Below are 26,726 nucleotides of genomic sequence, written 5' to 3'. Positions count from 1 at the left end.
GGCGTCGGCTGCTCCTTACGAGGCGCGCTCGTCCACCACCACCGTCAGATGGCTGGTGCGTTTGTGAATCGGCGTCGCGTGCATGTGCGCGCGGGTAATCGACCGCTTCCAAGTCGAACCAGTGTCGGCGGTCGCGCGTTTGACATAGAGCCGGTCCTCGTCCACGCTCTGCTGGTCGCGCGCGTTGGCTACCGCCGAGAGCAGCGTCTTGGAAACCAACTTGGCCCCGCGCTTGGGCGTAAACTCCAGGACCGCCAGCGCCTGATCGATCTTCTTGCCCACGATCAAATCGCACACCAGCCGCAGCTTGCGCGGCGAGATCCGGATGAACCTGTTCCTTGCCACCGCTTCCATCGCCCTGGCTCCGCTCAGCTAGCGGCCGGCTTCGACACCGCCGCTGCGGGCGCTCCGGTCGGGGGCGCCGCCGGCGCCGCCGCTCCCTTGACCTCGCCCTTGCGCTCGCCGGCGTGGCCGTGGAAGGTGCGAGTCGGCGAGAACTCGCCCAGCTTGTGGCCGACCATGTTCTCGGTGCAATACACCGGGATGAACTTGTGACCGTTGTGCACGGCAAAGGTTAAACCGACCATGTCGGGCACAATCATCGAACGGCGCGACCAGGTCCGGATGATCCGCTTGTCGCCCGAGGCGAGCGCGGCCTGGACCTTCCTTTCAAGATGGCCGTCGATGAACGGTCCTTTTTTAAGCGATCTCGCCATTGTCAGCTATGCCTAGCGCTTGCCGCGCGGCCTGCGGCTCACGATGTAGCGGTCGGAGGCCTTCTTGCCGCGCGTTTTGTAACCCTTGGTCGGCATCCCCCACGGCGACTGCGGATGGTTGCCCTTGGATCGGCCCTCGCCACCGCCGTGCGGATGGTCCACCGGATTCATCGCGATCCCGCGCACATGCGAGCGCTTGCCCAGGTGGCGGCTGCGGCCGGCCTTGCCGATCGAAATGTTTTCGTGTTCAAGGTTGCCCACCTGCCCGACCGTCGCGCGGCACTCCGCCTGCACCATCCGCTGTTCCCCCGAGGGCAGTTTGAGCAGCGCGTACATCCCTTCCTTGGCCATCAACTGCGCCGCCGCGCCCGCGCCGCGCGCGAGCTGCGCACCCGCTCCAGGCTTGAGCTCGATCGCGTGGACCACGGTCCCGAGCGGGATCGCCCGCAACGGAAGCGCGTTGCCGGGTTTGATGTCGGCCTGCGGTCCGGATTCCACCCGATCGCCGACGCGCAGCCCCTCGGGCGCCAGAATGTAGCTCTTGGCGCCGTCGGCGTAGTACAGAAGCGCGACATTGGCCGAGCGGTTAGGGTCGTACTCGAGCGCTGCGACTTTGGCCGGCACGCCGTCGTGGTTGCGGCGAAAATCGATCACGCGCAGGCGGCGTTTATGCCCGCCGCCGCGATGGCGCGCGGTCATCCGGCCCAGATTGTTGCGCCCGCCTGAATGCTTGAGCGGCATCAGCAGGCTCTTCTCGGGCGGCTTCGGCGTGAGCTCGGAGAAGTCCGCCACCTGCATGAAGCGCTGCCCCGGCGTGCGCGGTTTGAGCTGAATTAGCGCCATCGCAAAACCATCCGCCCCCTAGACGCCCTCGAAGAACTCGATGCGGTCGCCTTCCTTGAGCGTCACGTAAGCTTTCTTCCAGTCCGGCCGCGCACCCACGATTCGCCCGCGCCGGCGTTTCTTGCCCAGCATCTTGAGCGTGCGCACTTTGGTCACGGTGACCTTGAACATGCTCTCGACGGCGTCGCGGATCGCGTCCTTGCTTGCGCCCGGGCGCACCCGAAAGACGACCTGGTTGGCCTTCTCTCCGGCGGCGGTGCCTTTCTCGGTGATGAGCGGCGATAGGATCATGCTCTCCGGCGTCATCGCACCGCTCCTCCCAGCCGCGCCTCGATCGCGCGCGCCACCGCCTCGCTCATCAGGACCTCGTCGTAGTTGAGCACATCGTAAACGTTGAGCCCGGCCGCCGGCAGCACCTTGTGCGCGGCCAGATTGCGCGCCGCGCGGAAGAACGTCTCCTCGCCCTCGCCCAGCACGATCAGCGCATGCTTGAGCCCGAGCGCGTCGAGCATCGCCTTGGCCGCCTTGGTCTTGGCCTCGGGCAGCTCCAGCGATTGCATCACAACCAGCTTCCCATTCGCCGCGCGGTCGGAAAGCGCCAGGCACAGCGCCCGCCGCCACGCCCGCTTGGGCATCTTGTAGGAGTAGTCGCGCGGCTGCGGACCGAAGATCGTCCCACCGTGGCGCCACAGCGGCGAGCGAATCGAGCCGGCGCGCGCGCGCCCGGTGCCTTTCTGCCGCCACGGCTTGCGTCCACCGCCGGAGATCAGGCCGCGGGTCTTGGTCGCCGCGGTGCCTGCGCGCCGGTTGGCGAGCTGCATCCGCACCGCTTCATGCAAGATCGAATTGTCGCCCGCGCGTCCGAACACCGCGCCCGCCACTTCGAGTTCGCCGACCCGCTCGCGCGCGGCCGAGAACAGCGGCACCTTGACCGAGGCTGGATGCTGTGGCTGCTGCTCAGACATTGGCCGCCTCCGCCGCACGCCGGCGCTCCTTGGCCGAATGGCGGACGATGACCAACCCACCGTCGGCGCCGGGCACCGCGCCCGCCACCACGATCGCGTTGTCCTCGCGCAGAATCTCGAGCACGCGCAAATTGAGCACCGTCGCGCCCTCGTTGCCCATCTGCCCCGCCATCCGCAGCCCCTTGCGCACGCGCCCCGGAAAGGAGCGGTTGCCGATCGAGCCGCCATGGCGGAAGTACTCGTGGGTGCCGCGCGAGTTGGGGAAGCCGGCGAAGTGATGACGCTTGATCACGCCCGCATAGCCGTGGCCCTTGGAAGTCCCGCTCACGTCCACCAGGTCGCCTGCCTTGAACACGTCGGCGGCGGCGATCGTCTGCCCTGCCTTGAGCTCGGCCTCGCCCTGGCGGTTGAATTCGGCGAGCTTCACGCCTGGGGCGATCTCGGCCTTGGCGAAATGGCCGCGCAGCGCGCCTGAAACCCGCGACGGCTTGGCGCGCCCGTAGCTTATCTGCACCGCGTCGTAGCCGTCGGTCGCGGCGGTCTTGATCTGCGCCACCGCGCAGGGGCCGAGCTCGATGACGGTTGCGGCGCGCACCCGCCCGCTCGCCTCGGTTACCTGGGTCATGCCCAGCTTCTTGCCGATAAGTCCGCTCAGCACGGCGCGCTACTCGAGCTTGATCTCGACATCGACGCCGGCGGCAAGGTCGAGCTTGCCGAGGGCGTCGATGGTCTGCTGGGTTGGTTCGAGCACGTCGAGCAGCCGCTTGTGGGTGCGGATTTCAAAGTGCTCGCGCGATTTCTTGTCCACGTGCGGCGAGCGATTGACGGTGAAGCGCTCAATCCGCGTGGGCAGCGGGATCGGCCCCGCCACGCGCCCGCCGGTGCGCCGGATCGTGTCCACGATCTCGCGCACCGACTGGTCGAGCAGCCGGTAGTCATACGCCTTCAAGCGTATGCGGATCTTGTCGTTCATCCTCTCAGCCACGGTCCCGGCTCTCCCACGCGCGCCCGCGCCCGCTCGCTCCCTGCCTTACTTCAGAACCTTGGAGACGACGCCGGCGCCGACCGTGCGGCCGCCCTCGCGGATCGCGAAGCGCAGTCCCTCATCCATCGCCACCGGCGTGATCAGCTCGCCGATGATCTTGATGTTGTCGCCTGGCATCACCATCTCGGTGCCCTCGGGTAGGTTGAGCACGCCGGTCACGTCGGTGGTGCGGAAGTAGAACTGTGGGCGGTAGCCGTTGAAGAACGGGGTGTGCCGTCCGCCCTCTTCCTTGGTCAGGATATAGGCCTGAGCCTCGAACTTGGTGTGCGGGGTGATGCTGCCGGGCTGGGCCAACACCTGGCCGCGCTCGACCTCCTCGCGCTTGAGCCCCCGAAGCAGAACGCCGATGTTGTCGCCGGCCTGGCCTTCGTCGAGGATCTTGCGAAACATCTCGACGCCGGTGACCACGGTCTTAGTGGTGTCGCGGAAGCCCACGATCTCTACTTCCTCGCCGACCCTGATCTTGCCGCGTTCGACGCGTCCGGTGACCACCGTGCCGCGGCCTGAGATCGAGAAGACGTCCTCGATCGGCATCAGGAAAGGCTTGTCGAGCTCGCGCTTGGGCTGCGGTACGTAGCTGTCCACCGCCTCCATCAGCTGGAGGATCGGCTTGCAATTGGCGCAGTCGTCCTTCCCGCATCCGCAGTCGAGCGCCTTGAGCGCGCTGCCGCGAATGACCGGAATGTCGTCACCCGGAAACTCGTACTTCTTGAGCAGGTCGCGCACCTCGAGCTCGACGAGGTCTAGCAGTTCGGGGTCGTCAACCATGTCCACCTTGTTCATGAAGACCACGATCGAGGGCACGCCGACCTGGCGCGCGAGCAGGATGTGCTCGCGGGTCTGCGGCATCGGCCCGTCGTTGGCCCCGACCACCAGAATGGCGCCGTCCATCTGCGCCGCGCCGGTGATCATGTTCTTGATGTAGTCGGCGTGCCCCGGGCAGTCGACGTGGGCGTAGTGGCGGTTGGCGGTCTCGTATTCGACGTGCGCGATGGCGATCGTGATACCGCGCTCGCGCTCTTCGGGTGCCTTGTCGATCTGGTCGAAAGCGACGAACTGGGCCAGTTTGCGCGCGGCCAGCACCTTGGTGATCGCCGCGGTCAGCGTGGTCTTGCCGTGGTCGATGTGGCCGATGGTACCCACGTTGGCATGCGGCTTGGTCCGTTCGAATTTAGCCTTGCCCATGATCCGTCCTCCGGGTTCTAACCCTCCTGCTGCCGATTAGGCTCGCGCGCGCTCGGCGCTCTCGCCGCTGCGCTCCATCAATTCCGCGTAAATCTGCTGCGGCACCGGTTCGTAGGCACCGAATTGCATCGTGTAGGTCGCCCGCCCCTGGGTCATCGAGCGCAGCCGGGTGGCGTAGCCGAACATCGTGGCCAGCGGCACCCGCGCGTCGATCACCTGGGCCCCGGCGCGGCTTTCCATGTCGAGGATCTTGCCCCGCCGCGCATTAAGGTCGCCGATCACGTCGCCCATGAACTCCTGCGGCGTCACCACTTCGACCTCCATCACCGGCTCCAGCAGCACCGCGTCGGCCTTCTCGGCGGCCTCGCGGAAGGCCAGCGAGCCGGCGATCTTGAAGGCCAGCTCCGAGGAGTCGACCTCGTGATACTTGCCGTCGAGCAGGGTCGCCCGCACGTCCACCATCGGGTAGCCCGCCAGCACGCCGGTCTCCATCGCCTCTTTGACTCCTTCCTCGACCGAGGGGATGAAGTTGCGTGGGATCGCGCCGCCCTTGGTGGCGTCCACGAACTCGAAGCCGCCGCCCTTCTCGAGCGGTTCGATGCGCAGGTCGACGACGCCGAACTGGCCGTGGCCGCCGCTCTGGCGCACGAAGCGGCCCTCGGCCTCGGCCGGGCGCCGGATGGTTTCGCGGTAGGCGACCTGCGGCTTGCCGACGTTGGCGTCAACCTTGAACTCGCGCAGCAGGCGGTCGACGATGATTTCCAGGTGCAGCTCGCCCATCCCGGCAATCAGGGTCTGCCCGGTTTCGCGGTTGACGCTGACCCGGAAGGACGGGTCCTCGCGCGCAAGCTTCGAGAGCGAATCGCCGAGGCGATCCTGGTCGGCCTTGGTCTTGGGCTCGATCGCGATTTGGATGACCGGCTCGGGGAACTCGATCGACTCCAGCACGATCGGATGCGCGGGGTCACACAGGGTGTCGCCGGTGGTGGTGTCGCGCAGACCGACCGCGCAGATGTCGCCGGCGAAGACCTCGGAGATCTCCTCGCGCTTGTTGGCGTGCATCTTGACCAGCCGCCCGATGCGCTCGCGCTTCTGCTTGGTCGAGTTGAGCACCGAACTGCCGCTCTCCAGCCGCCCCGAGTACACGCGCAGGAAGGTCAACGTGCCGACATAGGGATCGGTCATGATCTTGAAGGCGAGCGCGCTGAACGGCGCGTCGTCGCGCGGCCAGCGCTCCTCGAGCTTGTCGCCCACCTTGCCCATCACCGGCGGCACGTCGAGCGGCGAGGGCAGATAGTCGACCACCGCGTCGAGCATCGGCTGCACGCCCTTGTTGCGGAACGCCGAGCCCATGAGCACCGGCACCACCGCGATGTTGAGCGTGGCGGTGCGGATCGCGGCGCGGATGCGCGCGGGTTCGGGCTGCTTGCCCTCCAAAAACATCTCCATGATCTGCTCGTCGTGATCGGCGAGCGTCTCGATCATCTTTTCGCGCCAGCCCGCGGCGCTTTCCTTAAGCTCGGCCGGGATCTCCTCGACGCGGAAGCTGGCGCCCAGCCGGTCCTCGTCCCAGATGAGCGCACGCTGGCCGATGAGGTCGACTACGCCGGTAAACTTGTCCTCCGCGCCGATCGGCAGCTGGGTCACCAGCGGCGTCGCCTTGAGCTTGTCGCGGATCTCCTGCACCACGCGTTCGAAGTCAGCGCCGACGCGGTCCATCTTGTTGATGAACGCGACGCGCGGCACGCGATACTTGTCGGCCTGGCGCCAGACCGTCTCGGATTGCGGCTCGACGCCGCCCACTGCGCAGAACACGGCCACCGCGCCGTCGAGCACGCGCAGGCTACGCTCGACCTCGATCGTGAAATCGACGTGGCCCGGGGTGTCGATGATGTTGATCCGATGGTCACGCCAGAAGCAGGTGGTGGCGGCAGAGGTGATGGTGATGCCGCGCTCCTGCTCCTGGACCATCCAGTCCATCGTCGCGGTCCCCTCGTGAACCTCGCCGATCTTGTAGTTGATCCCGGTATAGTACAACACCCGCTCGGTGGTGGTGGTCTTGCCGGCGTCGATGTGCGCCATGATGCCGATGTTGCGCACACGTTCTATGGGGGTCTGACGAGCCATCTACAACTTCTGCAACTTCCGGTCGGTCGGCTTGCTCAACCACGCAACCGCCTAGAAAAATTCCTCACTTACCAGCGGTAATGGGCAAAGGCCTTGTTGGCCTCGGCCATCCGATGAGTATCCTCGCGCTTCTTGACCGCGCCGCCGCGGTTGGCAGCCGCCTCCAGAATCTCCGCCGCCAGCCGCTCCTCCATCGACTTCTCACCGCGCGCGCGGGCCGCCGTCACCAGCCAGCGCATCGCGAGCGAGTTGCGCCGCACCGGCCGCACTTCGACCGGCACCTGGTAGTTGGCGCCGCCGACGCGCCGCGAGCGCACTTCAACCGCAGGCCGGATGTTGTCCAGCGCGCGCTTGAAGACGGTCAGCCCGTCCTCCTTCGCGCGCTCGGCGACCTTGTCGAGCGCACGATAGAAGACCTGCTCGACCAGCGACTTCTTGCCCCGCAGCATCACCACGTTGATGAACTTGGCGACCGTGCGGTCGTGGAACTTTGGGTCCGGAGTGACTTCCCGGACGCGGGCCTGACCCTTGCGTGCCATGGGAGTGCTTACTTGGGCTTCTTGGAGCCGTACTTGGAGCGGCCCTTGCGCCGTTCCTGCACGCCGATGGAGTCCAGCGTGCCGCGAATGACGTGGTAGCGCACCCCGGGCAGGTCCTTGACGCGGCCACCGCGAATCAGGACCACCGAGTGCTCCTGCAGATTGTGCCCGACGCCCGGAATGTAGGTGTTGACCTCGTAGCCATTGGACAAGCGCACCCGTGCGACCTTGCGCAATGCCGAGTTGGGCTTCTTGGGCGTGGTGGTTTTGACCTGCGTGCATACGCCGCGCTTTTGCGGCGAGCCTTGCAGGGCCGGCGCGCTTATCTTGTAGCGCTTCTTGATGCGCGCCTGGCGGATGAGCTGGTTGATGGTCGGCACGTCGTCTCTATCGGGACTGCGTCCTTGGCTGGGCGGTGTCCCTCTCCGCCGCAGCTGGCAATGCCGGTCGAAAAAACCCGGCCCGGAGCGTTCCCTCCGAGCCGGCCTAACCCGCCGCAGCGGGCGGGAACCGTCTGCTCAAATAAACCCCCCAAGGGCGGAGTGGCCCTTGGGGTGAACATAACTATTTAAAGTATCGAAGCCGTCAAGTCAATCTCCAGCCGCTGCTGGCGCCGCTTCCTCGGTCGCCTCGACTATCTCCTCGCCGCCTGCCGGCGTCTCGGCCAGCACCTCGACGCGGTTGTAAGCCGGCAGGCCGGTCCCGGCCGGGATCAACCGGCCCATAATCACGTTTTCCTTGAGCCCCACCAGGCGGTCCACCTTGCCGTTGATCGCGGCCTCGGTTAGCACCCGGGTCGTCTCCTGGAAGGAGGCCGCCGAGATGAAGCTCTCGGTCGAAAGCGAGGCTTTGGTGATCCCCAGCAGCAGCGGCTCGGCGATCGCCGGCTCGCCGCCCTTGGTCAGCACGCGGGCGTTCTCCTCGTCGAAGCGCCATTTCTCGGTCTGGTCCCCGACCAGGAAGTCAGTGTCGCCAACCTCCTTGATCCGCACCCGCCGCAGCATCTGGCGCACTATTACCTCGATATGCTTGTCGTTGATGCGCACGCCTTGGAGCCGATAGATCTCCTGGATCTCGTCCACTAGGTACTTGGCCAGCGCCTTTTCGCCAAGGATGGTGAGAATATCGTGCGGGTTGGACGAGCCCTCCATCAGCGGTTCGCCCGCGCGGATCATGTCGCCCTCGTGCACCCCGATGTGCTTGCCCTTGGGGATCAGGTACTCGCGCGGCTCGCCGACCTCGGGCGTCACCACCACCTTGCGCTTGCCCTTGGTGTCCTTGCCGAAGGAGACCTGGCCGTCGATCTCGGAGATCACGGCGAACTCCTTGGGCTTGCGCGCCTCGAACAGCTCGGCTACCCGCGGCAGGCCGCCGGTGATGTCCTTGGTCTTGGTGGTCTCGCGTGGAATCTTGGCGATCACGTCGCCGGCGTGGACCGTCGCGCCCTCGGGCACGTTGATGTAGGCGCCGACCGGCAGGAAGTAGCGCGCGTACTGCTCGCTGCCGGGCAGCCGCGCGGTCTTGCCGCTGTCGTCTTTGATCGAGATGCGCGGGCGCACGTCGAGCTCCTTGAACTCGACGATGACGTTGGAGCGCGCACCGGTGCGCTCGTCCACCCGCTCCTCCATCGTCTTGCCTTCAATGATGTCGCCGTACTTAACCGTGCCGTCGACCTCGGTGATGATCGGGGTGGTGTAGGGATCCCACTCGGCGATCAGCTCGCCCGCCTTGACCGCGGCGCCGTCGGCCTTGCGCAGCTTGGCCCCATAGACCAGCGGGTAGCGTTCGCGCTCGCGCTCGCGCACTGCGCGGTCGCCGCCCTCGGCCGCCACCGGGGTGACGATTGCCACTTCGCCGTGGCGCGACATCACGATCAGCGTGCCGTCGGGCGCGGGCACGGTCTTGACCCCGTGCAGCCGCACTACGCCCTCGTTGCGCGCCTCCAGCGTGGTCTGCTCGGCGCGCCGACTGGCGGTGCCGCCGATGTGAAACGTGCGCATCGTCAGCTGCGTGCCAGGCTCGCCGATCGACTGCGCGGCCATGATGCCGATCGCCTCGCCCATGTTGACCAGGTGTCCGCGGCCGAGGTCGCGCCCGTAGCACTTGACGCACACGCCCTGGCGCGACTGGCAGGTCAGCACCGAGCGGATTTTGACCCGCTCCAGACCCGCATCCTCGATCGCGGCCACCTTGTCCTCGTCGATCATCTCGTTGGCGTGGACCAGCACCTGGTTGGTGAAGGGGTCGCGGATGTCCTCAAGCGCGACCCGTCCCAGCACGCGATCGCCCAGCCCTTCGATGATCTCGCCGCCCTCGACCAGCGGGGTCATCTCGATCCCGTCGAGCGTGCCGCAATCCTCCTCGGTGATGATCGAGTCCTGGGCGACGTCGACCAGGCGGCGAGTCAGATAGCCCGAGTTGGCGGTCTTGAGCGCCGTGTCGGCAAGGCCCTTGCGCGCGCCGTGGGTCGAGATGAAGTACTGGAGCACGGTCAGCCCCTCGCGGAAGTTGGCCGTGATCGGGGTCTCGATGATCTCGCCCGACGGCTTCGCCATCAGGCCGCGCAAGCCTGCGAGCTGGCGGATCTGCTGCTCGGAGCCGCGCGCGCCGGAGTCGGCCATGATGAAGATGGGGTTGAACGACGCGCCCACGACCTCTTTGCCCTGCTTGTCCTTGCCGTAAGCCTGAGTCGAGAGCCCCTTGAGCACCGCCGAGCCGATCTGGTCCTGAACCTCGGCCCAGATGTCGACCACCTTGTTGTAGCGCTCGCCGTCGGTGATGACGCCGTTGTTGTACTGTCGCTGGATTTCGCTGACTTCCTTCTGCGCCTTCTCCAAAAGCTGCGCCTTCTGCGGCGGGATGGTCATGTCCTTGATCGAGATCGAAATCCCGGCGCGGGTGGCGAAGTCGAAGCCGACATCCTTGAGGCGATCGGCGAAAATGACGGTCGCCTTGTTGCCGGCGCGGCGGTAAACGAGATCGATCAGGTTGCCGAGCTCTTTCTTCTTCATGGTGCGGTTGACTTCGTCGAACGGCACCACCGGCGGTACGATCTCGTACAGCAGCACGCGCCCCACCGTGGTCTCGACCCGCTCGTACGCGGCCGCGCCGTCGCCCGAGGCCATCGCCGGCCCCACGCTGAGCCGGTGATGCTCTTCCTCCTCGTCGGCGTGCGCAGGCGCGACCGCCCGCACCCTGGGCATCCTCACCGTGACTCGCGCGTGGAGCTCGACCTCGCCATGGTCATAGGCGATGCGCACCTCGGCCGGGCTTGCGAAGAACTTGCCCTCACCGCGCGCCAGCGGCCGCTCGCGCGTCATGTAGTACAACCCGAGCACCATGTCCTGGGTGGGCACGATGATGGGCTTGCCACTGGCCGGCGAGAGGATGTTGTTGGTGGACATCATCAGCGCGCGCGACTCGACCTGCGCCTCGATCGACAGCGGCACGTGCACCGCCATCTGGTCGCCGTCGAAGTCGGCGTTGTAGGCGACGCAGACCAGCGGATGGAGCTGGATCGCCTTGCCCTCGATCAGCACCGGCTCGAAGGCCTGGATGCCGAGGCGATGGAGCGTGGGCGCGCGGTTGAGCAGCACCGGATGCTCGCGGATGACGTCGTCGAGGATGTCCCAGACATCCTTGCCTTCCTTCTCGACCATCTTTTTGGCGCTCTTGATGGTCGTGACGTAGCCCTTCTCCTCGAGCTTGGAGTAGATGAAGGGCTTGAACAGTTCGAGCGCCATCTTTTTGGGCAGGCCGCACTGATGCAGGCGCAGCTCGGGACCAACCACGATGACTGAGCGTCCCGAGTAGTCAACCCGCTTGCCGAGCAGGTTCTGGCGAAAGCGCCCCGACTTGCCCTTGAGCATGTCGCTGAGCGACTTGAGCGGGCGCTTGGCCGGGCCCGTGATCGCGCGCCCGCGCCGCCCGTTGTCGAACAGCGCGTCCACCGCCTCCTGCAGCATCCGCTTCTCGTTGCGCACGATGATGTCGGGCGCGTTGAGCTCGATGAGGCGCTTGAGGCGGTTGTTGCGGTTGATCACCCGCCGGTAGAGGTCGTTGAGGTCGGAGGTCGCGAAGCGCCCGCCGTCGAGCGGAACCAGCGGGCGCAGGTCGGGCGGGATGACCGGCAGGATGGTCAGGATCATCCACTCCGGACGGTTGCCCGAGTCGCGAAACGCATTGACCACCTTCAGCCGCTTGGCCACCTTCTTGCGCCGCGCCTCGCTCGCCGTCGCCTTCATCTCGGCGCGCAGCTCCTCGGCGAGCTTGTCGAGATCGAGCGCGGCCAGCAGGCTGCGGATCGCCTCGGCGCCCATTTCGGCCTTGAAGCCGTCGCGGTACTGCTCGCGCGCCTCGCGGTAGCGGCGCTCGTTGAGCAGCTCCTTGTGCCCCAGCGGCGTCTCGCCCGAGTCGGTGACGACGTAGCTCTCGAAGTAGAGTACCTTCTCGAGCTCCTTGAGCGTCATGTCGAGCAGCGTGCCGATGCGCGAGGGCAGCGAGCGCAAAAACCAGATGTGGGCGACCGGCGCGGCGAGGTCGATATGGCCCATCCGCTCGCGGCGAACCTTGGACTGGATGACCTCCACGCCGCACTTCTCGCACACCACGCCGCGATGGCGCATGCGCTTGTACTTGCCGCAGTTGCACTCGTAGTCCTTAGTCGGGCCGAAGATCTTGGCGCAGAACAGGCCGTCGCGCTCGGGCTTGAAGGTGCGGTAGTTGATGGTCTCGGGCTTCTTGACCTCGCCGTGCGACCACGAGCGGATCATCTCGGGCGACGCAATCGAGATCCGGATAGCGTTGAACGACAGCGGGTTCTTGGGCTTTTCAAAAATTCCGAAAAGGTCTTCCATCCCCGTTTGCTCCCTAGGCTATGCGCGCGGCTGCTGCTCGAGCAGTTCGACGTTGAGGCAGAGCGACTGCAGCTCCTTGACCATCACGTTGAACGACTCCGGCAAGCCCGGCTCCAGCGTGTTCTCGCCTTTGACGATCGCCTCGTACATCCGGGTCCGCCCGGCGACGTCGTCCGACTTCACCGTCAGCATCTCCTGCAGCGTGTAGGCCGCGCCGTAGGCCTCCAGCGCCCACACCTCCATCTCGCCCAGGCGCTGGCCACCGAACTGCGCCTTGCCGCCCAGCGGCTGCTGAGTCACCAGGCTGTAGGGGCCGGTCGAGCGCGCGTGAATCTTGTCCTCGACCAGGTGATGCAGCTTCATCATGTACATCACGCCCACCGTCACCGGCTGCTCGAACGGCAGCCCGGTGCGCCCGTCGTACAGCGTGCACTGGCCGGTCTCGGGCAGCTCGGCACGCTTGAGCAGCGCGAAGATCTCCTCCTCGCGCGCGCCGTCAAACACCGGCGAGGCGATGTGGATACCGCCGCGGCACTTCTCCGCCAGCCGCATCACCTCGCCCTCGGGCAGACCGTCGATGAACTCCTGACTCTCGCGGTCGCTGTAGAACTCGCGCAGGCGCTTGCGGAGCTGTGCCGGGCTGGCTCCACCGCGCAAATCTTCGTCGAGCTTGCGCCCGAGCTCGCGCGAGGCCCATCCGAGGTGGGTCTCGAGGATCTGCCCGACGTTCATCCGCGAGGGCACACCCAGCGGGTTAAGCACCACGTCCACCGGTGTTCCGTCGGCCAGCCGCGGCATATCCTCCTCGGGCAGGATGCGCGAGAGCACGCCCTTGTTGCCATGGCGCCCGGCCATCTTGTCGCCCACCTGGAGCCGGCGCTTGATCGCGACGAACACCTTGATCATCTTGATCACGCCCGGCGCCAATTCGTCGCCGCCGCGCAGCCGCTCCTGCTTGGCGCCGTAGTAGGCGGAAACCGCCTCCACACTGGCGCGCATCGCGGCCACCGCGGCCGCCGCCTCGGCGCTCGCGCCTTCGCTTTCGACCCGCAGCTGCTCCCACGCCGGCACCGGCAGCTCGTCGAGCGCCTCGGCGCTCAGCACGTCGCCCTTCTGCAGCAGCACGCGGCGGTCGTCGGCGAGCACGCGCCCGGCAAGTTTCTTGCCGACCAGCGCGCGCTTGAGCTTGCGCAGGGTCTCCTGGCGGATGATGCGGATCTCCTCGGTCTCGTCCTGCTTGAGCCGCTCGATCTCGGCGGCGTGGATCTCTTGGCTGCGGTCGTCGCGGGTCGCGCCGCGGCGCGCGAAGACCCGCGCGCCGATGACCGCACCCTCGACTCCCGGCGGCACGCGCAGCGACGTGTCGCGCACCTCGCCCGCCTTCTCGCCGAAGATCGCGCGCAGCAGCTTCTCCTCGGGGCTGAGTTGGGTCTCGCCCTTGGGCGTGATCTTGCCGACCAGGATGTCGCCCGGACGGACCTCGGCGCCGATGCGGATGATGCCGGAGGCGTCGAGATTCTTGAGCGCCTCCTCGCCGACGTTGGGGATGTCGCGGGTGATCTCCTCGGGGCCGAGCTTGGTGTCGCGCGCGACGCACTCGAACTCCTCGATGTGCACCGAGGTGAAGAAGTCGTCCTTGACCACGCGCTCGGAGATCAGGATGGAGTCCTCGAAGTTGTAGCCGCCCCACGGCATGAAGGCGACCAGCACGTTGCGCCCCAGCGCGAGCTCGCCGGCGTCGGTTGACGGGCCGTCGGCGAGGACGTCACCCGCGCGCACCCGCTCGCCGCGCATCACCACCGGCTTCTGGTTGATGCAGGTGTTCTGGTTGGAGCGCTGGTACTTGATGAGATTGTAGATATCGACGCCGGCGTCGCGCGGGTCCTTGCTCGGCTTGTCGGCGCGCACCACGATGCGCTCGGCATCGACGTTCTCGACCACGCCGTCGCGCCGCGCGATCACGGTGACTCCGGAGTCGCGTCCGACCGTGCGCTCCAGCCCCGTGCCGACCAGCGGCGCATCGGTCTTGAGCAGCGGCACCGCCTGGCGCTGCATGTTGGAACCCATCAGCGCGCGATTGGCGTCGTCGTTCTCCAGGAACGGGATCAGCGAGGCCGCCACCGACACCAGCTGGTTGGGCGAGACGTCCATGTACTGCACGTCCTCGGAGCGCACCACGGTGAACTCGCCGCCGATCCGCGCCGAGACCAACTCGTTGACGAAGCGGCCGTGGGCGTCGAGCGGCGCGTTGGCCTGCGCGATGACCTTTTCCTCCTCGTCGAGCGCCGAGAGGTAAACGATCCGTTCGGTCACCCGCCCATTCTCGACCACCCGGTAGGGCGTCTCGATGAAGCCGAAGTCGTTGACCCGGGCGTAGGTCGAGAGCGCCGCGATGAGCCCGATGTTCGGCCCCTCGGGGGTTTCGATCGGGCACACTCGCCCGTAGTGGGTCGGATGGACGTCGCGAACCTCGAAACCCGCGCGCTCGCGCGTAAGCCCGCCCGGCCCGAGCGCCGACAGCCGGCGCTTGTGCGCGATCTCGGAGAGCGGGTTGGTCTGATCCATGAACTGCGAGAGCTGCGAGGAGCCAAAGAACTCCTTGATCACCGCCGAGGCCGGCTTGTAGTTGACCAGCTCCTGCGGCATCAGAGTCTCGATGTCCTGCAGGCTCATCCGCTCCTTGATCGCACGCTCCATGCGCACCAGCCCGATGCGGAACTGGTTCTCCACCAGCTCGCCGACCGCGCGCACGCGGCGGTTGCCGAGATGGTCGATGTCGTCGACCTGACCCACGCCGTTTTTCAGATCGATCAAGTAGCGTACGACCTCGAGGATGTCCTCGCGCCGCAGCGTGCCCTGCTCCAGCGGCACATCGAGTTTGAGCTTGTGGTTGAGCTTGAGCCGCCCGACCTTGGAAAGATCGTAGCGCTCGGGGTTAAAGAAGAGGTTGTTGAAGAAGGTGGTCGCGGTTTCCTGGGTCGGCGGATCGCCCGGGCGCAGCTTCTTGTAGATGTCGAGGATCGCCTCCTCGGGCGAGCTCAGCTTGTCGAGCGCCAGGGTCAGGCGCAGCGGGCCGCCGCCGGGCTGGTCTTCCGTGTACAGGACTTCCAGCCGTTTGACCCCGTGTGCGCGCAGCTTCTCCAGCGCCTCCTCGCTCAGCTCCTCGTTGGTCTGGAGCAGGACTTCGCCGGTGTCGGGGTCGACCACATCGTGGGCCGAGATGCGGCCGACCGCCTCGTCGAGCGCGATCGGGATCTCGCTCACCCGCGCCTGCTCGAGCGCGCGCACGATGGCCTTGTTGAACTTGCGTCCCTCGCGCGCGAGCACGTCGCCGCTCTTGGGATCCTTTACGTCGCGGCTGATCCGGGCGCCGAGCAGCTGGTCGGGTTTGAACTGCTTGGCCAGCTGCTTGCCGTCGAGGATCAGCACGTCCTTGCGGTAGAAGTAGTTGAGCAGATCCTCGGTGGTCATCCCGAGCGCGCGCAGCAGCACCGTGGCCGGGAACTTGCGCCGGCGGTCGATGCGCACGTAGAGCACGTCGCGCGGGTCGAACTCGAAGTCGATCCAGCTTCCGCGATAGGGAATCACGCGCGCCGAGTAGAGCAACTTGCCGGTGGAGTGCGTGCGTCCCTTGTCATGCTCAAAAAACACGCCGGGCGAGCGATGGAGCTGCGAGACGATGACCCGCTCGGTGCCGTTGATCATGAAGGTTCCATTGGCGGTCATCAGCGGGATTTCGCCGAAGTAAACCTCCTGCTCCTTGACGTTCTTGATCGAGCGGCGACCGCCCTCGACGTCCCAGATGACGAGCTGGATCTTGACCTTCAGCGGCGCCGCATAGGTCATCCCGCGCTGATGGCATTCCTCGACGTCGTACTTGGGCTCGCCCAACTCGTAGCTGACGAACTCGAGCGAGGCGGTTTCGTTGAAGTCCTTGATCGGAAAGACCGACTTGAACACCGCCTGCAGCCCGGTGTCGGTGCGGCTCTCCGACGGCACTCCGGCTTGCAGAAACTCTTCGTACGAGCGCTTCTGGATCTCGATGAGGTTGGGGATGTCGATAATCTTCTTGATCTTGCCGAACGAGCGGCGCAGCCGAAGATTACTCGTCACCGTTGACTGCTGAGCCATTGCCACCTCGCTGGACGCCGCCGCGCGCGCGCCCTACGCCAAACGTCGCATCGGCGCGCGGGCGGCGGGCCGTACGCCCGCCGCGCGATGCGCCGTCAAAACGGCAAAAGCGGGCCGTGCCGCGCAGCTTTGCCGCCGCGCCGCCCAGCCCGATTCCGCGATGTCCAATCCGTGTCGAATCCGTCGGCCCTGCTTACTTCAGCTCGACCGTCGCTCCCGCCTCCACCAGCTTCTTCTGAATCTCCTCCGCCTCGGCCTTGCTCACGCCTTCCTTGACCGGCTTGGGCGCGCCGTCAACCAAGTCCTTGGCCTCCTTCAGTCCCAGGCCGGTCAGCTCGCGCACGACCTTGATCACCTGGATCTTCTTGTCGCCCGCCCCAGTCAGCATCACGGTGAATTCATCCTTCTCCGGTGCCGGCGCCGCAGCCGCGCCCCCGGCCGCCGGTGCCGCCGCCGCCACCGCCACGGGCGCCGCCGCCGAAACGCCGAGCTCCTGCTCGAGCTCTTTGACCAAGGCCGCCGCTTCCATCAGGCTCATGTTCTTCAGGAAGTCCTTGACCTGATCGCGGCTGATCTGTGTTCCTTCCGACATCTGAGGGTTCCTCTCTTTGCTTCATCGCAGCCGGCGTCCGGGGAAGGTATGTGGGAGCGCCCCCGAAAGCCCTGTTCGATTTCTGATAATTTGGATGCGCCTTGCGCCGAGTCTTTCGCTCCGTGCGATGGCTGAGTCCGGCGGTTTAAGCCTCGGCCGGCGTCGCCTCGTTCTTGGTCTTGCCTGCCGCGTCGATCAGGCGCGCCAGGGCCGACCCTGGCTCGTTGAGCAGGCGCACCAGGCGGGTCGCCGGCGCCGCGATAAGCCCGAGCAGCTGAGCGAGGATAACTTCGCGCGGCGGCATCGCGGCCAGCGCCTGGACCTCCTCGGCCGCGAGCGCCTTGCCCTCGAGCACCCCGCCGCGCAGCTTGAATTTATCGCCCAGCTCACGCATCCCGGTGACGGTCTTCGCCAGCTCGATCGGGTCGGCGTAGCTCAGGATGATTCCGACCGGGCCGCCCAGCTTGTCCTCGAGCGGTGCGAACGGCGTCCCTTTGATCGCGCGGCGCACCAACGTGTTCTTGGCCATGCGCAGTTCGCCGCGCACGGCGCGCAGGCGGCGGCGCACCTCGGTGGCCTCGCCCGCGCTCATCCCGCGATATTCCGAAACCAGCGCGATACTGGCGCGGCCCATCTTCTCGGCCAGTTCGCTCACCACCGCGCTCTTCTGTTCCTTGCGCATCCTGCGATTCCCCCTAGGCCGCCGCGGCCACCGTGCGCGCCTCGCCCGTGTCAACCTTCACGCCGGGCCCCATCGTCGAGCTCACCGTCACGCTCTTGACGTAATTGCCCTTGGCGGTGGACGGCTTGGAGCGCACGATCGCCTCGAGCAGCGCGCGTGCGTTCTGCACCAGCTTGGCCTCGCCGAAGCTCACCTTGCCGATGCGCGCATGGATCACGCCGGCCTTATCGACCCGGTAGTCAACCTTGCCCGCCTTGACTTCGGCGACCGCCTTGGCGACGTCGAAGGTCACGGTGCCGACGCGTGGATTGGGCATGAGGCCGCGCGGACCGAGGATCTTGCCGATCCGCCCGACCGCGCCCATCACGTCGGGCGTGGCGATTACACGGTCGAACTCGAGCCAGTTTTCCTCCTGGATGCGCTTGATGAGGTCGTCGCTGCCGACGTAGTCTGCGCCGGCCTCGCGCGCCTCGCGCTCCTTCTCGCCCTTGGCCAGCACCAGCACGCGCGCCACCTTGCCGGTGCCGTTGGGGAGCACGACGGTGCCTCGCACGTTCTGGTCGGCCTGGCGCGGATCGACGTTGAGCCGCACCGCCATCTCGACCGTCTCGTCGAACTTGGCCACCTTGTTGGCGACGACCAGCCGCAGCGCCTCCTCCAGTGAGTAGCGCTTTTCGGGATCGATCTGTTTGGCCGCCTCGCGATATTTCTTGCCTGCCATCTTTCCTGCCCGCTTCGCGTTGCCCGCCTTGCCGCCGCGGCAACGCGCGCCGCGGTTGTCCTACTCGACGACTTCGATACCCATCGAGCGCGCGGTGCCCGCGACCGTACGCACCGCCGCCTCGAGATCAGCGGCGGTCAGATCCTTCAACTTGGTCTTCGCGATCTCCTCGACCTGCTTGCGGGTTACCTTGCCTACCTTGTTCTTGTTGGGAGTTGCCGAACCCTTCTCGACGCCGGCCGCTTTGAGCAACAGGATCGAGGCCGGCGGGCTCTTGGTCACGAAGGTAAACGAACGGTCGGCGTACACCGTGACGATCACCGGGATGACCAGTCCCGCCATGGCCTGGGTCTGCGCATTGAAGGCCTTGCAAAACTCCATGATATTGACGCCGCGCTGGCCGAGCGCAGGGCCGACCGGCGGCGAAGGGTTGGCCGCCCCCGCCGGAATTTGCAGCTTTATTTGACCGACGACTTTCTTCGCCATCTGACCGTTGCTTCCCGATCCGCCGCGTCCCACGCGGCCCCGGCCGCATCGTCCCACCCGCGCACCGCCGCCGACGCCCCGCGTCGGCCTGCGATGGGGGATGGGGCGGCGCCTGCCGCCTTGAGCCTTAAGATTTCTCCACCTGCACGAAGTCGAGCTCGACCGGCGTGGCGCGGCCGAAGATCGAGATCAGCACTCGCACCTTCCCTTTTTCCGGGCGCACTTCCTCGACGGTCCCGTTGAAGTCCTGGAAGGGGCCGTCGATAACCTTGACCGCCTCGCCCACCTCGAACAGCACCTTGGGTTTGGGCCGCAGCGCGCCCTCTTCCATCTGCTGCGTGATCTCGCGCACTTCGGACTCGGGCACTTCCGGCGGCTGGGTCGAGTGGCCGACGAAGCCCGTGATCTTGGGCGTGTTCTTGACCACGTGCCAGGTCTCGTCGGTCAGCTCCATGTTGACGAAGATGTAGCCGGGGAAGAACTTGCGGCTTGAGATCTTGCGCTGGCCGCCTTTGCCCAACTCCTGCACCCGCTCCACCGGTACGAGGATCTCGCCGATCTTGTCCTCCAACTTGAGTGCGCGCACCCGCTCCTCGAGCGCGGCCTTGGCCTTCTGCTCGTAGCCCGAGTAGGTATGCACCACGTACCATTTCTTGGCCGCAGTGCCGGCCGCCTTGGCTTCGCCCGCTGCCGTGGTTGATGCTACGTCTGCCATCTCACAATGCTGAGCCGCCTCGGCCCGATTCGCGTCAGTTGATCAGCGTCGCCGACGCGCGCCGAGCATCCCATCCGCAGCGCGATCCGGGCCTAGCCCAGAAGGCTGCGCACCACGCGGGTGGCCGCGAAGTCCGCCAGCCCCAGCCACATCGCCATCACCAGCGTCAGAATCACCACCACGAAGGTCGCCTGTGCCGTCTCCCGGGGCGAAGGAAAGTGGACCTTCAGAAGTTCCGCCCACGCTTCCTTGACAAAGCTGACCGCCTGATCGAGGTAACTTTTCAGCCTATCCATAATGATAGCCGGATTCAAGTCTCGTGCCGGTCGACCAAGCGGGAGGTTGGCGGGCCAGGCAGGATTCGAACCTGCAACCCTCGGATTTGGAGTCCGATGCTCTATCCAATTAGAGCTACTGACCCTCCGTAACAGCCCCGCTCAGAATAATAGCGCCCGCCGCCCGGACGCGATAGCCGCGCCGGCGGCCCGCGTTGAACCAGCGGTGTTCAGACCTTGACCTCGCGATGAGCGGTATGCGAGCGGCAACTCGGGCAGAACTTCTTGATCACGAATTTTTCGGTCTGTCGCTTCTTATTCTTGGTCGTCGTGTAATTGCGCCTTTTGCAGCTATCGCACGCCAGACCTATCAAGTCTCGCATCGCCCCTTAAACCTGTCCTTACGGCGCGCCTTGCGGCCGCCAGAATCTGAAAGCCCACGACGGGAATCGAACCCGTGACCTCTTCCTTACCAAGGAAGTGCTCTGCCGACTGAGCTACATGGGCCCGCGTCCATTGCCGGTCTCGCCGCCGGGCCGTGAGCGAGGCATGGAGCGGGAAACGGGATTCGAACCCGCGACCCCGAGCTTGGAAGGCTCGCGCTCTACCAACTGAGCTATTCCCGCCCGCGCAACATTGATTGGTGGAGAGGGGAGGATTCGAACCTCCGAAGGCATAAGCCGGCAGATTTACAGTCTGCTCCCTTTGGCCGCTCGGGAACCTCTCCGCTCCAACGCACGCTTGTAATCAAAGCCGATGGGCGGAATCGAACCGCCAACCTACTGATTACAAGTCAGTTGCTCTACCGTTGAGCTACATCGGCCCACGGATCGTAAACTAACGCTTTTATGCCCGCCCCAAAAGAGTGTCAAGCGCGGGACGACCTGGAGCCCCCTCGTCACGCTGCGAAGCCTCGCTTGCCGCGTCGAACGCCGCGATGGACATGTTGATCGCGCCGCTACGTCGCGCGGCCGCCGGATATCCCGGCGCGTGCGAGGCTCGGTTCGGGTCGCACTCAGGCGCAAATCGGCGGGCGCCGGTCCTTCCACGGCCGCGCCTGCTCAAGCTGCGCCGCGACCTGTATCAGCAGATCTTCGCGCCCGAAGCCAGCCACCAACTGGATTCCTATCGGCAGCCCCTGCGCGTTCCAACTCAGCGGCAGCGAGATCGCAGGCTGGCCCGTCGCATTGTACTGGGGTGTGAACTGGATCAGCGCCATCAGCCGCGCCCACCCAGCCGCCGGATCCTCAGGCTTCGCTACCAGCGTTCCCAGCGGCGGCGGCGGCGCTGCGATGGTCGGGGTCAACAGCAGGTCGAAGCCGTCGCTCCACCATTGCGCCACCCGCCGGCTCCATACCTGAAGCCACTGGATCGCCGCCAGATACTGTCCGACCGGCATCGAAAATCCGCGCTCGGCCACCGACCACGTCCACAGCTCGACGTCCTCGGCGTTGAGCCTTCTGCCGAGCAGCGCGCCGATCTGCTCCAGCGCGAACACGGCATGGCCGCAGACGACGTCGTTGAAGCATCGGGAGACGTCGGGCTCGTCGAGCGCCGCCGGATGGGACTCCTCGACCGCGTGTCCCAGCGACTCGATAAGGCGCGCGGCGTCCTCGACCGCCGCGAGGCAGTCAGGATGGAGCTCGCCGCCGCCGAGCGGCGTGCGCTTCATCACGCCCACACGCATGCGCCCGACCTTGGCGCTGAGTTCCTTGGCGAACGGTCGGCGTTGCGGCGGCGCGGCATAAGGATCGCCCGGCATGTTGCCGGCGATTGCATCGAGCACGGCGGCGACATCGCGCACCGAGCGTGTCACCACGCCCTCGATGGCCAGCCCGTGCCACGCGTCGCCCATGTCGGGGCCCCACGAGACACGCCCGCGCGATGGTTTGAGTCCGACCAGGCCGCATTCGCTGGCGGGGATACGGATCGAGCCGCCGCCGTCATTGGCGTGTGCAACTGCGACCATCCGCGCCGCGACAGCGGCGGCCGACCCGCCGCTGGAGCCGCCGGTTGAATGCTCCGTATGCCACGGGTTGCGCGAAGGGCCGAAGGCCTCGGGCTCGGTCGTCGCGTTGAGGCCGAGCTCGGGCGTGTTGGTCTTGCCCAGGCAGATGAATCCAGCAGCCCTGAACTTTGCCGCAAGGTAGGTGTCGTAGGGCGCGACGATACCGGCGTCGCGCATCAGGCGCATCCCGTTGTACAACGGGTCACCGGCCGAGGCGCAGATCAGGTCCTTGAGCAGGAACGGCACGCCGCGAAACGGCCCCTGGGGCAGAGCGTCGCTTTTGGCCTGCTCGCGCGCCTTGTCGAACAGCGGCGTGATCACGGCATTTAGCTGGGGGTTCACCCGCTCGATCCGCGCGATGGCGGCGTCAACCAGCTCGAGCGGTGACACCTTCTTTTTGCGGACCAGTTGCGCCTGCTCAGTCGCGTCAAGGTTTGCAAGATCGCCCTTCATCATCGCCTCTCCCGCGGCAAAGCCTCGCACGCTCGGGGCAGGCGCGCAAACGCCCGCGACCGCCCACCGGCAACCGTTTCGTGTGCGCGTCGAAGCCGGCGCGGCCGCTCAAGCGACCTTGGCGCATCCGGCCGGCTTGAACACCCGCTGCGTGGAAGCTGGAAACGCCGCCAATTTGTCGGCCGGGCGCACCGGGCGGCGCACCAGCTCGCCGCCGCAGTTCGGACAGCGGCCATTCAGCTTCGTTTCCGCGCACTCGCGGCAAAACGTGCACTCGAACGAGCAGATCATGGCGTCGAGCGACTGCGGCGCAAGGTCGCGGTCGCAGCACTCGCATCCGGGCTTGAGAATCAGCATGTCCCCTCCCCGCTCTGCGCAACGTCCGCGGCTTCCGCGGCGCGTGGCGTCGCCGCGGCGCGCCGGCGCGCGACCTCGAACAGCGCCACTGCCGCCGCCACCGACACGTTGAGTGACTCGATCCGCCCGCGCATCGGAATGCGCACGACGAAATCCGCGGTCTTCCTCACGATGCCGCGCACGCCGTGCTCCTCGGAGCCGACGACCAGCACGAGCCGACGCGTGGTATCGAGATCGTAAAGCTCGACCGGCCCGTCGGGTGCGAGCGCCGCGACCCAATAGCCGGCCTCCTTGAGATCTTCCAGCGCGCGCGCGACGTTGCCGCATCGCGCGATCTTCAGATGCACCCACGCGCCGGCGGACGACTTGATCGCGGCCGGCGTAAGTCCCACCGTGCGGTCGCGCGCGAGGACCACGGCGCGCACGCCGGCGCACTCGGCCGAGCGCAGCAGCGCGCCGAGGTTGCGCGGATCGCTGACTCCGTCCACCAGCAACAGCGGGTCGGGCTTTTCGGCGACTACCTCATCGAAGCCGGCGTAGTTGTATTCGCGGATGAGCGCGACGATGCCCTGATGGCGCGCCTCGGCGCCCGCCATTCGCGCAAGCGCAGCCGCGGCGGCCGGCACGATTTGTCCGCCCGCCGCTCGGACACGCTCGATATCGGCGGCAAAGCGCTCGCGCAGATCGTCGCGTACATACAGGGCGCGCACGGCCTCAGGCGCGGCGGCGGCGAGCTCGTGGACGGGCTCCGCGCCGAATACCAGCTCGCGCGATGAGGCACCCGCAATTGGCGCAGCGCTTGCCGCAGGCGGGCCCGCGAGCGCGGGATGAGGCGGCGGGCGGCGCGTCGAACTCGGCGCGCCGCCGGCCGCCCCTGTCGTGGTCGCGGGGCCAGGCGTCCGCGGCGGATGCCGGCGGCGGCCGCGCCCCTGCCCGGGCGCGCCGCCATACGCGGCCGCGCCGGCGCCGTGGGCGCGCGGCGCATGCGGCGCGTACGGCCAGCCCCGGGTCTGCCTGCCGCGGCGGGGGCCCGCGCCCGGTGGGCGCGGGCCCCCGCCGCGGCCCTTATCTCCATCGCGCCCCCCTCTCATCTGCGCAATCATATAACCGCCCGGCCCGCCGTGCGACAGCGGCGCGCCCGACAGATCCTCGCTGGCGGCGGCGCGCGTTTCATCCTGCGGCTCATCGGTCTAGACTTGTCGGCAGGCGCGTCGGCCGCCGCGCACGCGACGGCCGACGCGCCCATCCTCAGCGATGCGCGGATTTCAAACCATCGACCGCTACGTGGCGCGCGAGGTCGTCGGTCCGTTCGCGATGGGCGTCTTCCTGCTCACCTTCGCGCTGGTCACCGGCAAGCTGCTCAAGCTCACCGAGATGGTGGTCAATCACGGGGTCGGGGTCGGCCAGGTGCTGAGCCTCATCGGCTACATCATGCCCGCCTTCCTCGAGCTGACATTCCCAATGGCGGTGCTGCTCGGCGTGCTGCTGGGCTTCGGGCGAATGTCGGGCGATCGCGAGCTCATCGCCGCGCGCGCCTGTGGCATCAGCCTCTATCGGTTGGCCGTGCCGGTGATGGTCGTCGCGGTCGCGGTGTACGCGCTCGCAAGCTGGTTTGCGTTCTCGGTCCGGCCGTGGGCAAACTCGCAGCTCCAGTCCGAGCTCTACCGCCTCAGCCGCACCCGCTCGACCGCCGGGCTTAAAGAAAAGATCTTCGACAGCACCTTTCCGGGGCTGGTGCTCTACGTTGACCACGTCTCGGGCAACGACACCCTGCATGGCGTGCTGATCTCGGACGCGCGCAACCGCGACCAGCAGAACACCATCATCGCGCGCCGCGGGATCATCCTGCCCGACCGCCAGCAGCACACCATCACGCTGCGCCTGTTCGACGGCTCGATCTTCGGGTTGGACTCCTCGCCGCGCGGCAGCCACGTCACCAGCTTTCGCATCTACGATCTCAGTATCGAGCCGCAGGACAGCTTCGGCATGAACAACCGCGAACCCGAGGAGATGGGCTACGCGGAGCTGCGCGCGGCGATCGCCAGGGCGCGCGCCGCGGGCAAACCCGATCACGAGGCCGAGGCGGAGCTGGCGGGCAAGTACACGGTGCCGCTGGCGACGCTGCTGTTCGCAATGATCGGCGTGCCGCTGGGGCTCAAGCCCGCGCGCGGCGGCCAATCCGAGCGCTTCGGCGTCGCGATCGCGCTGTTCTTTCTGTATTACATGCTGATGCGGATGGGGCGGACGCTGGCCGAGCGCGGCTCGCTCAACGCGTTGGCCGCGATGGCGATTCCGGACGTGGTGTTTGCAGCACTTGCGGTCTGGATGTTCTATCGCAGCGCGACCGACCGCGCCGACCAGGGGCGCGGCCCCGGCGATCTTATCTGGGATCTGATCGAGCACTACGGGCGTAGGGAGGCGGCATGAAACTGCGCCCGCGGCTGTCGCCGACGATGGATCGTTTCCTCGGCGGACATTTTCTCGGCCCCTTCGTGGTCTGCCTGGCCGCCTTCACCGCCGCCTATCTGCTGGGCGACCTGTTCGACCGCATCGACGACCTGATGCGCTACGGCGGCTTGGGGCTTATCGGGCTTGAGTACTTCGCGCTCAAGCTCCCGCTCATCGTCTCGCAGCTGCTGCCGGTGGCTTCGCTGGCCGGCGTGCTGCTCGGCTTCGCGCTGCTCAACCGCACCGGCGAGGTGCTCGCCTGCCAACAGCTCGGGATAAGCCGGCTCGAGATGGCGGCGCCGGTGCTGCTGCTGGCGGCACTCATCTCGGCGTTCAACTTCGCGCTGAGCGAGACGGTGGTGCCGACCGCGACCCGCGCGGCCAAGCATCTCTACCAGGTCGAACTCCAGCACCGGAAAATCTACGGTATCTTCTTCAACCGCCGCATCTGGGTCCGTGTGCCCGACGGCTTTCTGAGCGCCGACTATTACGACGGCCACAAGAAGATGCTCCATGGCGTAACCCTCTACCGCGTCGGCCACGACGACTACTCGCTGAACAGCGTCGAGCACGCGGCGGGCGCGCAATGGACCGGCGATCAATGGCGGCCGGTCGAGCTCAGCGCCTTCAAACTGCTGCCGGGCGGCAAGGTTGAGCCGACTGCGCCTGGCCCCTTGCGTATCGACACCAAGCCTTCCGACTTCAATCTGTTGCGGATGGACCCCGACGAGTTCAGTCTGTGGCAGCTCAACGCCTATATCGAAGGGCTGCGGCGCAAGGGGCTCGACCCCGGCGGCTACTACGTCGACCGCGACCTGAAGTACGCGATGCCGCTGGCGTGCCTGATCATGGCGGCGCTTGGGCTCGCGCTGAGCCTCGACCCGCTGCCGCGCAACCTCAGCGTCGGCCGCAGCTTCACCCTCGCGATCGGAATCGGCTTCGCCTACTGGCTGATGTTCGGGCTTACGTCATCGCTGGGACGCTCGGGGATGCTACCGGCGTGGCTGGCGGCGTGGTTTCCCAACGCGACGTTCGCCGTACTGGCGGCGTCGCTCTTTCTGTTCGGCGAGGAACGCTGATGGCGGCCGATCCGACGCAGGCTCTCAACGCGGGCCCGGTGCGCGAGTTTCTCACCTTCGCCCGTCTGGGCCATCTGGCCACCGCCGACGCCAGCGGCGCACCACACAACGTCCCGGTCTGCTTCTGGTTCGACGGCGCGCACTTCTACTTCGCGATCGACGAGAAGCCCAAGCGCGAGCGCGGGCTGGGGCTGAGGCGGATGCGCAATATCGCGGCCAACCCGCGTGTCGCCCTGGTGATCGACCATTACGAGGAGCACTGGGACAACCTCGGCTACGTGCTCGTCCACGGGCGCGCCAGCGTGGTGGACGATCCCGAGGAGTATCTGCTCGCGCTGCGCAGCCTGCGCGACAAGTATCCGCAGTATCGCGCGATGGCGCTGAGCATCGAACGCAATCCGGTCGTGAGAATCGAGCCCGAGCGTGTTCACGTCTGGGGCGAGCGCTTCAAGTCGCCGCCTGCCGGGGCGCCCCGCCCGCCGACAACCCGATGAACGATTCAC

26 protein-coding genes, 5 tRNA genes and 1 pseudogene are annotated in these 26,726 nt (G+C 66.7%); 4 read left to right on the top strand and 28 right to left on the bottom strand.

All coding sequences use genetic code 11. The features are described 5' to 3' along the window. Positions 1 to 15 precede the first annotated feature (15 nt). From rplV to rlmB, 28 genes and pseudogenes are all read right to left on the bottom strand, one after another. Positions 16 to 354, bottom strand: a complete 339-nt coding sequence (gene rplV, locus VFB33_09735; protein HZO81959.1) for a 50S ribosomal protein L22 — start codon at positions 352 to 354, stop codon at positions 16 to 18. An 86-nt stretch (positions 355 to 440) separates the two neighbouring features. Next, positions 441 to 716: pseudogene (rpsS, locus tag VFB33_09730) on the bottom strand (30S ribosomal protein S19). 12 nt (positions 717 to 728) lie between these two features. After that, the gene (gene rplB / locus VFB33_09725) at positions 729 to 1,559 is read right to left on the bottom strand and encodes a 50S ribosomal protein L2 (protein HZO81958.1); all 831 of its coding nucleotides are present in this window, start codon (positions 1,557 to 1,559) and stop codon (positions 729 to 731) included. 18 nt (positions 1,560 to 1,577) lie between these two features. After that, positions 1,578 to 1,865 (bottom strand): 50S ribosomal protein L23, encoded by a 288-nt coding sequence (gene rplW, locus VFB33_09720; GenBank protein ID HZO81957.1) that lies wholly within the window; start codon positions 1,863 to 1,865, stop codon positions 1,578 to 1,580. Then, the gene (rplD, locus tag VFB33_09715) at positions 1,862 to 2,524 is read right to left on the bottom strand and encodes a 50S ribosomal protein L4 (protein HZO81956.1); all 663 of its coding nucleotides are present in this window, start codon (positions 2,522 to 2,524) and stop codon (positions 1,862 to 1,864) included. Before rplD ends, rplW begins: the two co-directional genes overlap by 4 nt. Then, entirely contained in the window at positions 2,517 to 3,182 is a 666-nt protein-coding gene (rplC, locus tag VFB33_09710) for a 50S ribosomal protein L3 (protein ID HZO81955.1), read from the bottom strand. Before rplC ends, rplD begins: the two co-directional genes overlap by 8 nt. 6 nt (positions 3,183 to 3,188) lie before the next feature. After that, complete coding sequence (rpsJ, locus tag VFB33_09705) at positions 3,189 to 3,497, bottom strand: 30S ribosomal protein S10 (protein HZO81954.1); 309 nt, start codon at positions 3,495 to 3,497, stop codon at positions 3,189 to 3,191. Between the two features lie 57 nt (positions 3,498 to 3,554). Next, entirely contained in the window at positions 3,555 to 4,754 is a 1,200-nt protein-coding gene (gene tuf, locus VFB33_09700) for an elongation factor Tu (GenBank protein HZO81953.1), read from the bottom strand. A gap of 36 nt (positions 4,755 to 4,790) precedes the next feature. Next, entirely contained in the window at positions 4,791 to 6,881 is a 2,091-nt protein-coding gene (fusA, locus tag VFB33_09695) for an elongation factor G (protein ID HZO81952.1), read from the bottom strand. Between the two features lie 68 nt (positions 6,882 to 6,949). Then, positions 6,950 to 7,420, bottom strand: coding sequence for a 30S ribosomal protein S7 (gene rpsG, locus VFB33_09690; protein HZO81951.1), 471 nt, complete (start codon positions 7,418 to 7,420; stop codon positions 6,950 to 6,952). A gap of 8 nt (positions 7,421 to 7,428) precedes the next feature. Further along, positions 7,429 to 7,800 (bottom strand): 30S ribosomal protein S12, encoded by a 372-nt coding sequence (gene rpsL / locus VFB33_09685; protein ID HZO81950.1) that lies wholly within the window; start codon positions 7,798 to 7,800, stop codon positions 7,429 to 7,431. 210 nt (positions 7,801 to 8,010) lie between these two features. Further along, positions 8,011 to 12,276 (bottom strand): DNA-directed RNA polymerase subunit beta', encoded by a 4,266-nt coding sequence (gene rpoC / locus VFB33_09680; protein ID HZO81949.1) that lies wholly within the window; start codon positions 12,274 to 12,276, stop codon positions 8,011 to 8,013. A gap of 18 nt (positions 12,277 to 12,294) precedes the next feature. Beyond that, positions 12,295 to 16,389 carry a DNA-directed RNA polymerase subunit beta gene (gene rpoB, locus VFB33_09675; protein ID HZO81948.1) on the bottom strand — a complete coding sequence of 1,365 codons (4,095 nt, stop codon included), beginning with the start codon at positions 16,387 to 16,389 and terminating at the stop codon, positions 12,295 to 12,297. 211 nt (positions 16,390 to 16,600) lie between these two features. Continuing rightward, positions 16,601 to 16,999 (bottom strand): 50S ribosomal protein L7/L12, encoded by a 399-nt coding sequence (gene rplL / locus VFB33_09670; protein HZO81947.1) that lies wholly within the window; start codon positions 16,997 to 16,999, stop codon positions 16,601 to 16,603. Between the two features lie 145 nt (positions 17,000 to 17,144). Further along, positions 17,145 to 17,681, bottom strand: a complete 537-nt coding sequence (gene rplJ / locus VFB33_09665; protein ID HZO81946.1) for a 50S ribosomal protein L10 — start codon at positions 17,679 to 17,681, stop codon at positions 17,145 to 17,147. A 13-nt stretch (positions 17,682 to 17,694) separates the two neighbouring features. Then, positions 17,695 to 18,402, bottom strand: coding sequence for a 50S ribosomal protein L1 (gene rplA / locus VFB33_09660; protein ID HZO81945.1), 708 nt, complete (start codon positions 18,400 to 18,402; stop codon positions 17,695 to 17,697). Positions 18,403 to 18,462: 60 nt separating this feature from the next. Next, positions 18,463 to 18,888, bottom strand: coding sequence for a 50S ribosomal protein L11 (gene rplK / locus VFB33_09655; GenBank protein HZO81944.1), 426 nt, complete (start codon positions 18,886 to 18,888; stop codon positions 18,463 to 18,465). A 127-nt stretch (positions 18,889 to 19,015) separates the two neighbouring features. Next, a complete protein-coding gene (gene nusG / locus VFB33_09650; protein ID HZO81943.1) occupies positions 19,016 to 19,603 on the bottom strand; it encodes a transcription termination/antitermination protein NusG in 588 nt (195 codons plus the stop codon). Between the two features lie 92 nt (positions 19,604 to 19,695). Continuing rightward, the gene (secE, locus tag VFB33_09645) at positions 19,696 to 19,899 is read right to left on the bottom strand and encodes a preprotein translocase subunit SecE (GenBank protein ID HZO81942.1); all 204 of its coding nucleotides are present in this window, start codon (positions 19,897 to 19,899) and stop codon (positions 19,696 to 19,698) included. Between the two features lie 47 nt (positions 19,900 to 19,946). Continuing rightward, positions 19,947 to 20,024: transfer RNA gene (locus VFB33_09640), tRNA-Trp, on the bottom strand. Between the two features lie 84 nt (positions 20,025 to 20,108). Beyond that, entirely contained in the window at positions 20,109 to 20,261 is a 153-nt protein-coding gene (rpmG, locus tag VFB33_09635) for a 50S ribosomal protein L33 (protein ID HZO81941.1), read from the bottom strand. 51 nt (positions 20,262 to 20,312) lie between these two features. Beyond that, positions 20,313 to 20,385, bottom strand: a tRNA-Thr gene (locus tag VFB33_09630). A gap of 43 nt (positions 20,386 to 20,428) precedes the next feature. Then, positions 20,429 to 20,504: transfer RNA gene (locus tag VFB33_09625), tRNA-Gly, on the bottom strand. Positions 20,505 to 20,519: 15 nt separating this feature from the next. Then, a tRNA-Tyr gene (locus tag VFB33_09620) sits at positions 20,520 to 20,605 on the bottom strand. Between the two features lie 24 nt (positions 20,606 to 20,629). After that, positions 20,630 to 20,701: transfer RNA gene (locus VFB33_09615), tRNA-Thr, on the bottom strand. 192 nt (positions 20,702 to 20,893) lie between these two features. After that, positions 20,894 to 22,342 (bottom strand): amidase, encoded by a 1,449-nt coding sequence (locus VFB33_09610; protein HZO81940.1) that lies wholly within the window; start codon positions 22,340 to 22,342, stop codon positions 20,894 to 20,896. Between the two features lie 105 nt (positions 22,343 to 22,447). After that, the gene (locus VFB33_09605; protein ID HZO81939.1) at positions 22,448 to 22,696 is read right to left on the bottom strand and encodes a DUF1272 domain-containing protein; all 249 of its coding nucleotides are present in this window, start codon (positions 22,694 to 22,696) and stop codon (positions 22,448 to 22,450) included. Next, positions 22,690 to 23,292, bottom strand: a complete 603-nt coding sequence (gene rlmB, locus VFB33_09600; protein ID HZO81938.1) for a 23S rRNA (guanosine(2251)-2'-O)-methyltransferase RlmB — start codon at positions 23,290 to 23,292, stop codon at positions 22,690 to 22,692. The genes VFB33_09605 and rlmB overlap by 7 nt, the downstream gene beginning before the upstream one ends. Between rlmB and VFB33_09595 the strand changes: the two genes are divergently transcribed. From VFB33_09595 to VFB33_09580, 4 genes are all read left to right on the top strand, one after another. Continuing rightward, complete coding sequence (locus VFB33_09595; GenBank protein ID HZO81937.1) at positions 23,269 to 23,472, top strand: hypothetical protein; 204 nt, start codon at positions 23,269 to 23,271, stop codon at positions 23,470 to 23,472. The two genes, rlmB and VFB33_09595, sit on opposite strands and share 24 nt — an antisense overlap. Positions 23,473 to 23,950: 478 nt before the next feature. After that, a complete protein-coding gene (gene lptF, locus VFB33_09590; GenBank protein HZO81936.1) occupies positions 23,951 to 25,123 on the top strand; it encodes an LPS export ABC transporter permease LptF in 1,173 nt (390 codons plus the stop codon). After that, positions 25,120 to 26,223 carry an LptF/LptG family permease gene (locus VFB33_09585; protein HZO81935.1) on the top strand — a complete coding sequence of 368 codons (1,104 nt, stop codon included), beginning with the start codon at positions 25,120 to 25,122 and terminating at the stop codon, positions 26,221 to 26,223. Before lptF ends, VFB33_09585 begins: the two co-directional genes overlap by 4 nt. Further along, entirely contained in the window at positions 26,223 to 26,717 is a 495-nt protein-coding gene (locus VFB33_09580) for a TIGR03668 family PPOX class F420-dependent oxidoreductase (protein HZO81934.1), read from the top strand. Before VFB33_09585 ends, VFB33_09580 begins: the two co-directional genes overlap by 1 nt. The last annotated feature ends 9 nt before the right edge of the window (positions 26,718 to 26,726 follow it).

It is taken from the genome of Candidatus Binataceae bacterium, from assembly GCA_035650475.1.
Lineage (GTDB): Bacteria > Desulfobacterota > Binatia > Binatales > Binataceae > JAKAVN01.
Note: the sequence above shows the minus strand (reverse complement) of the source record. Positions and strands in the feature narration are given on the sequence as shown.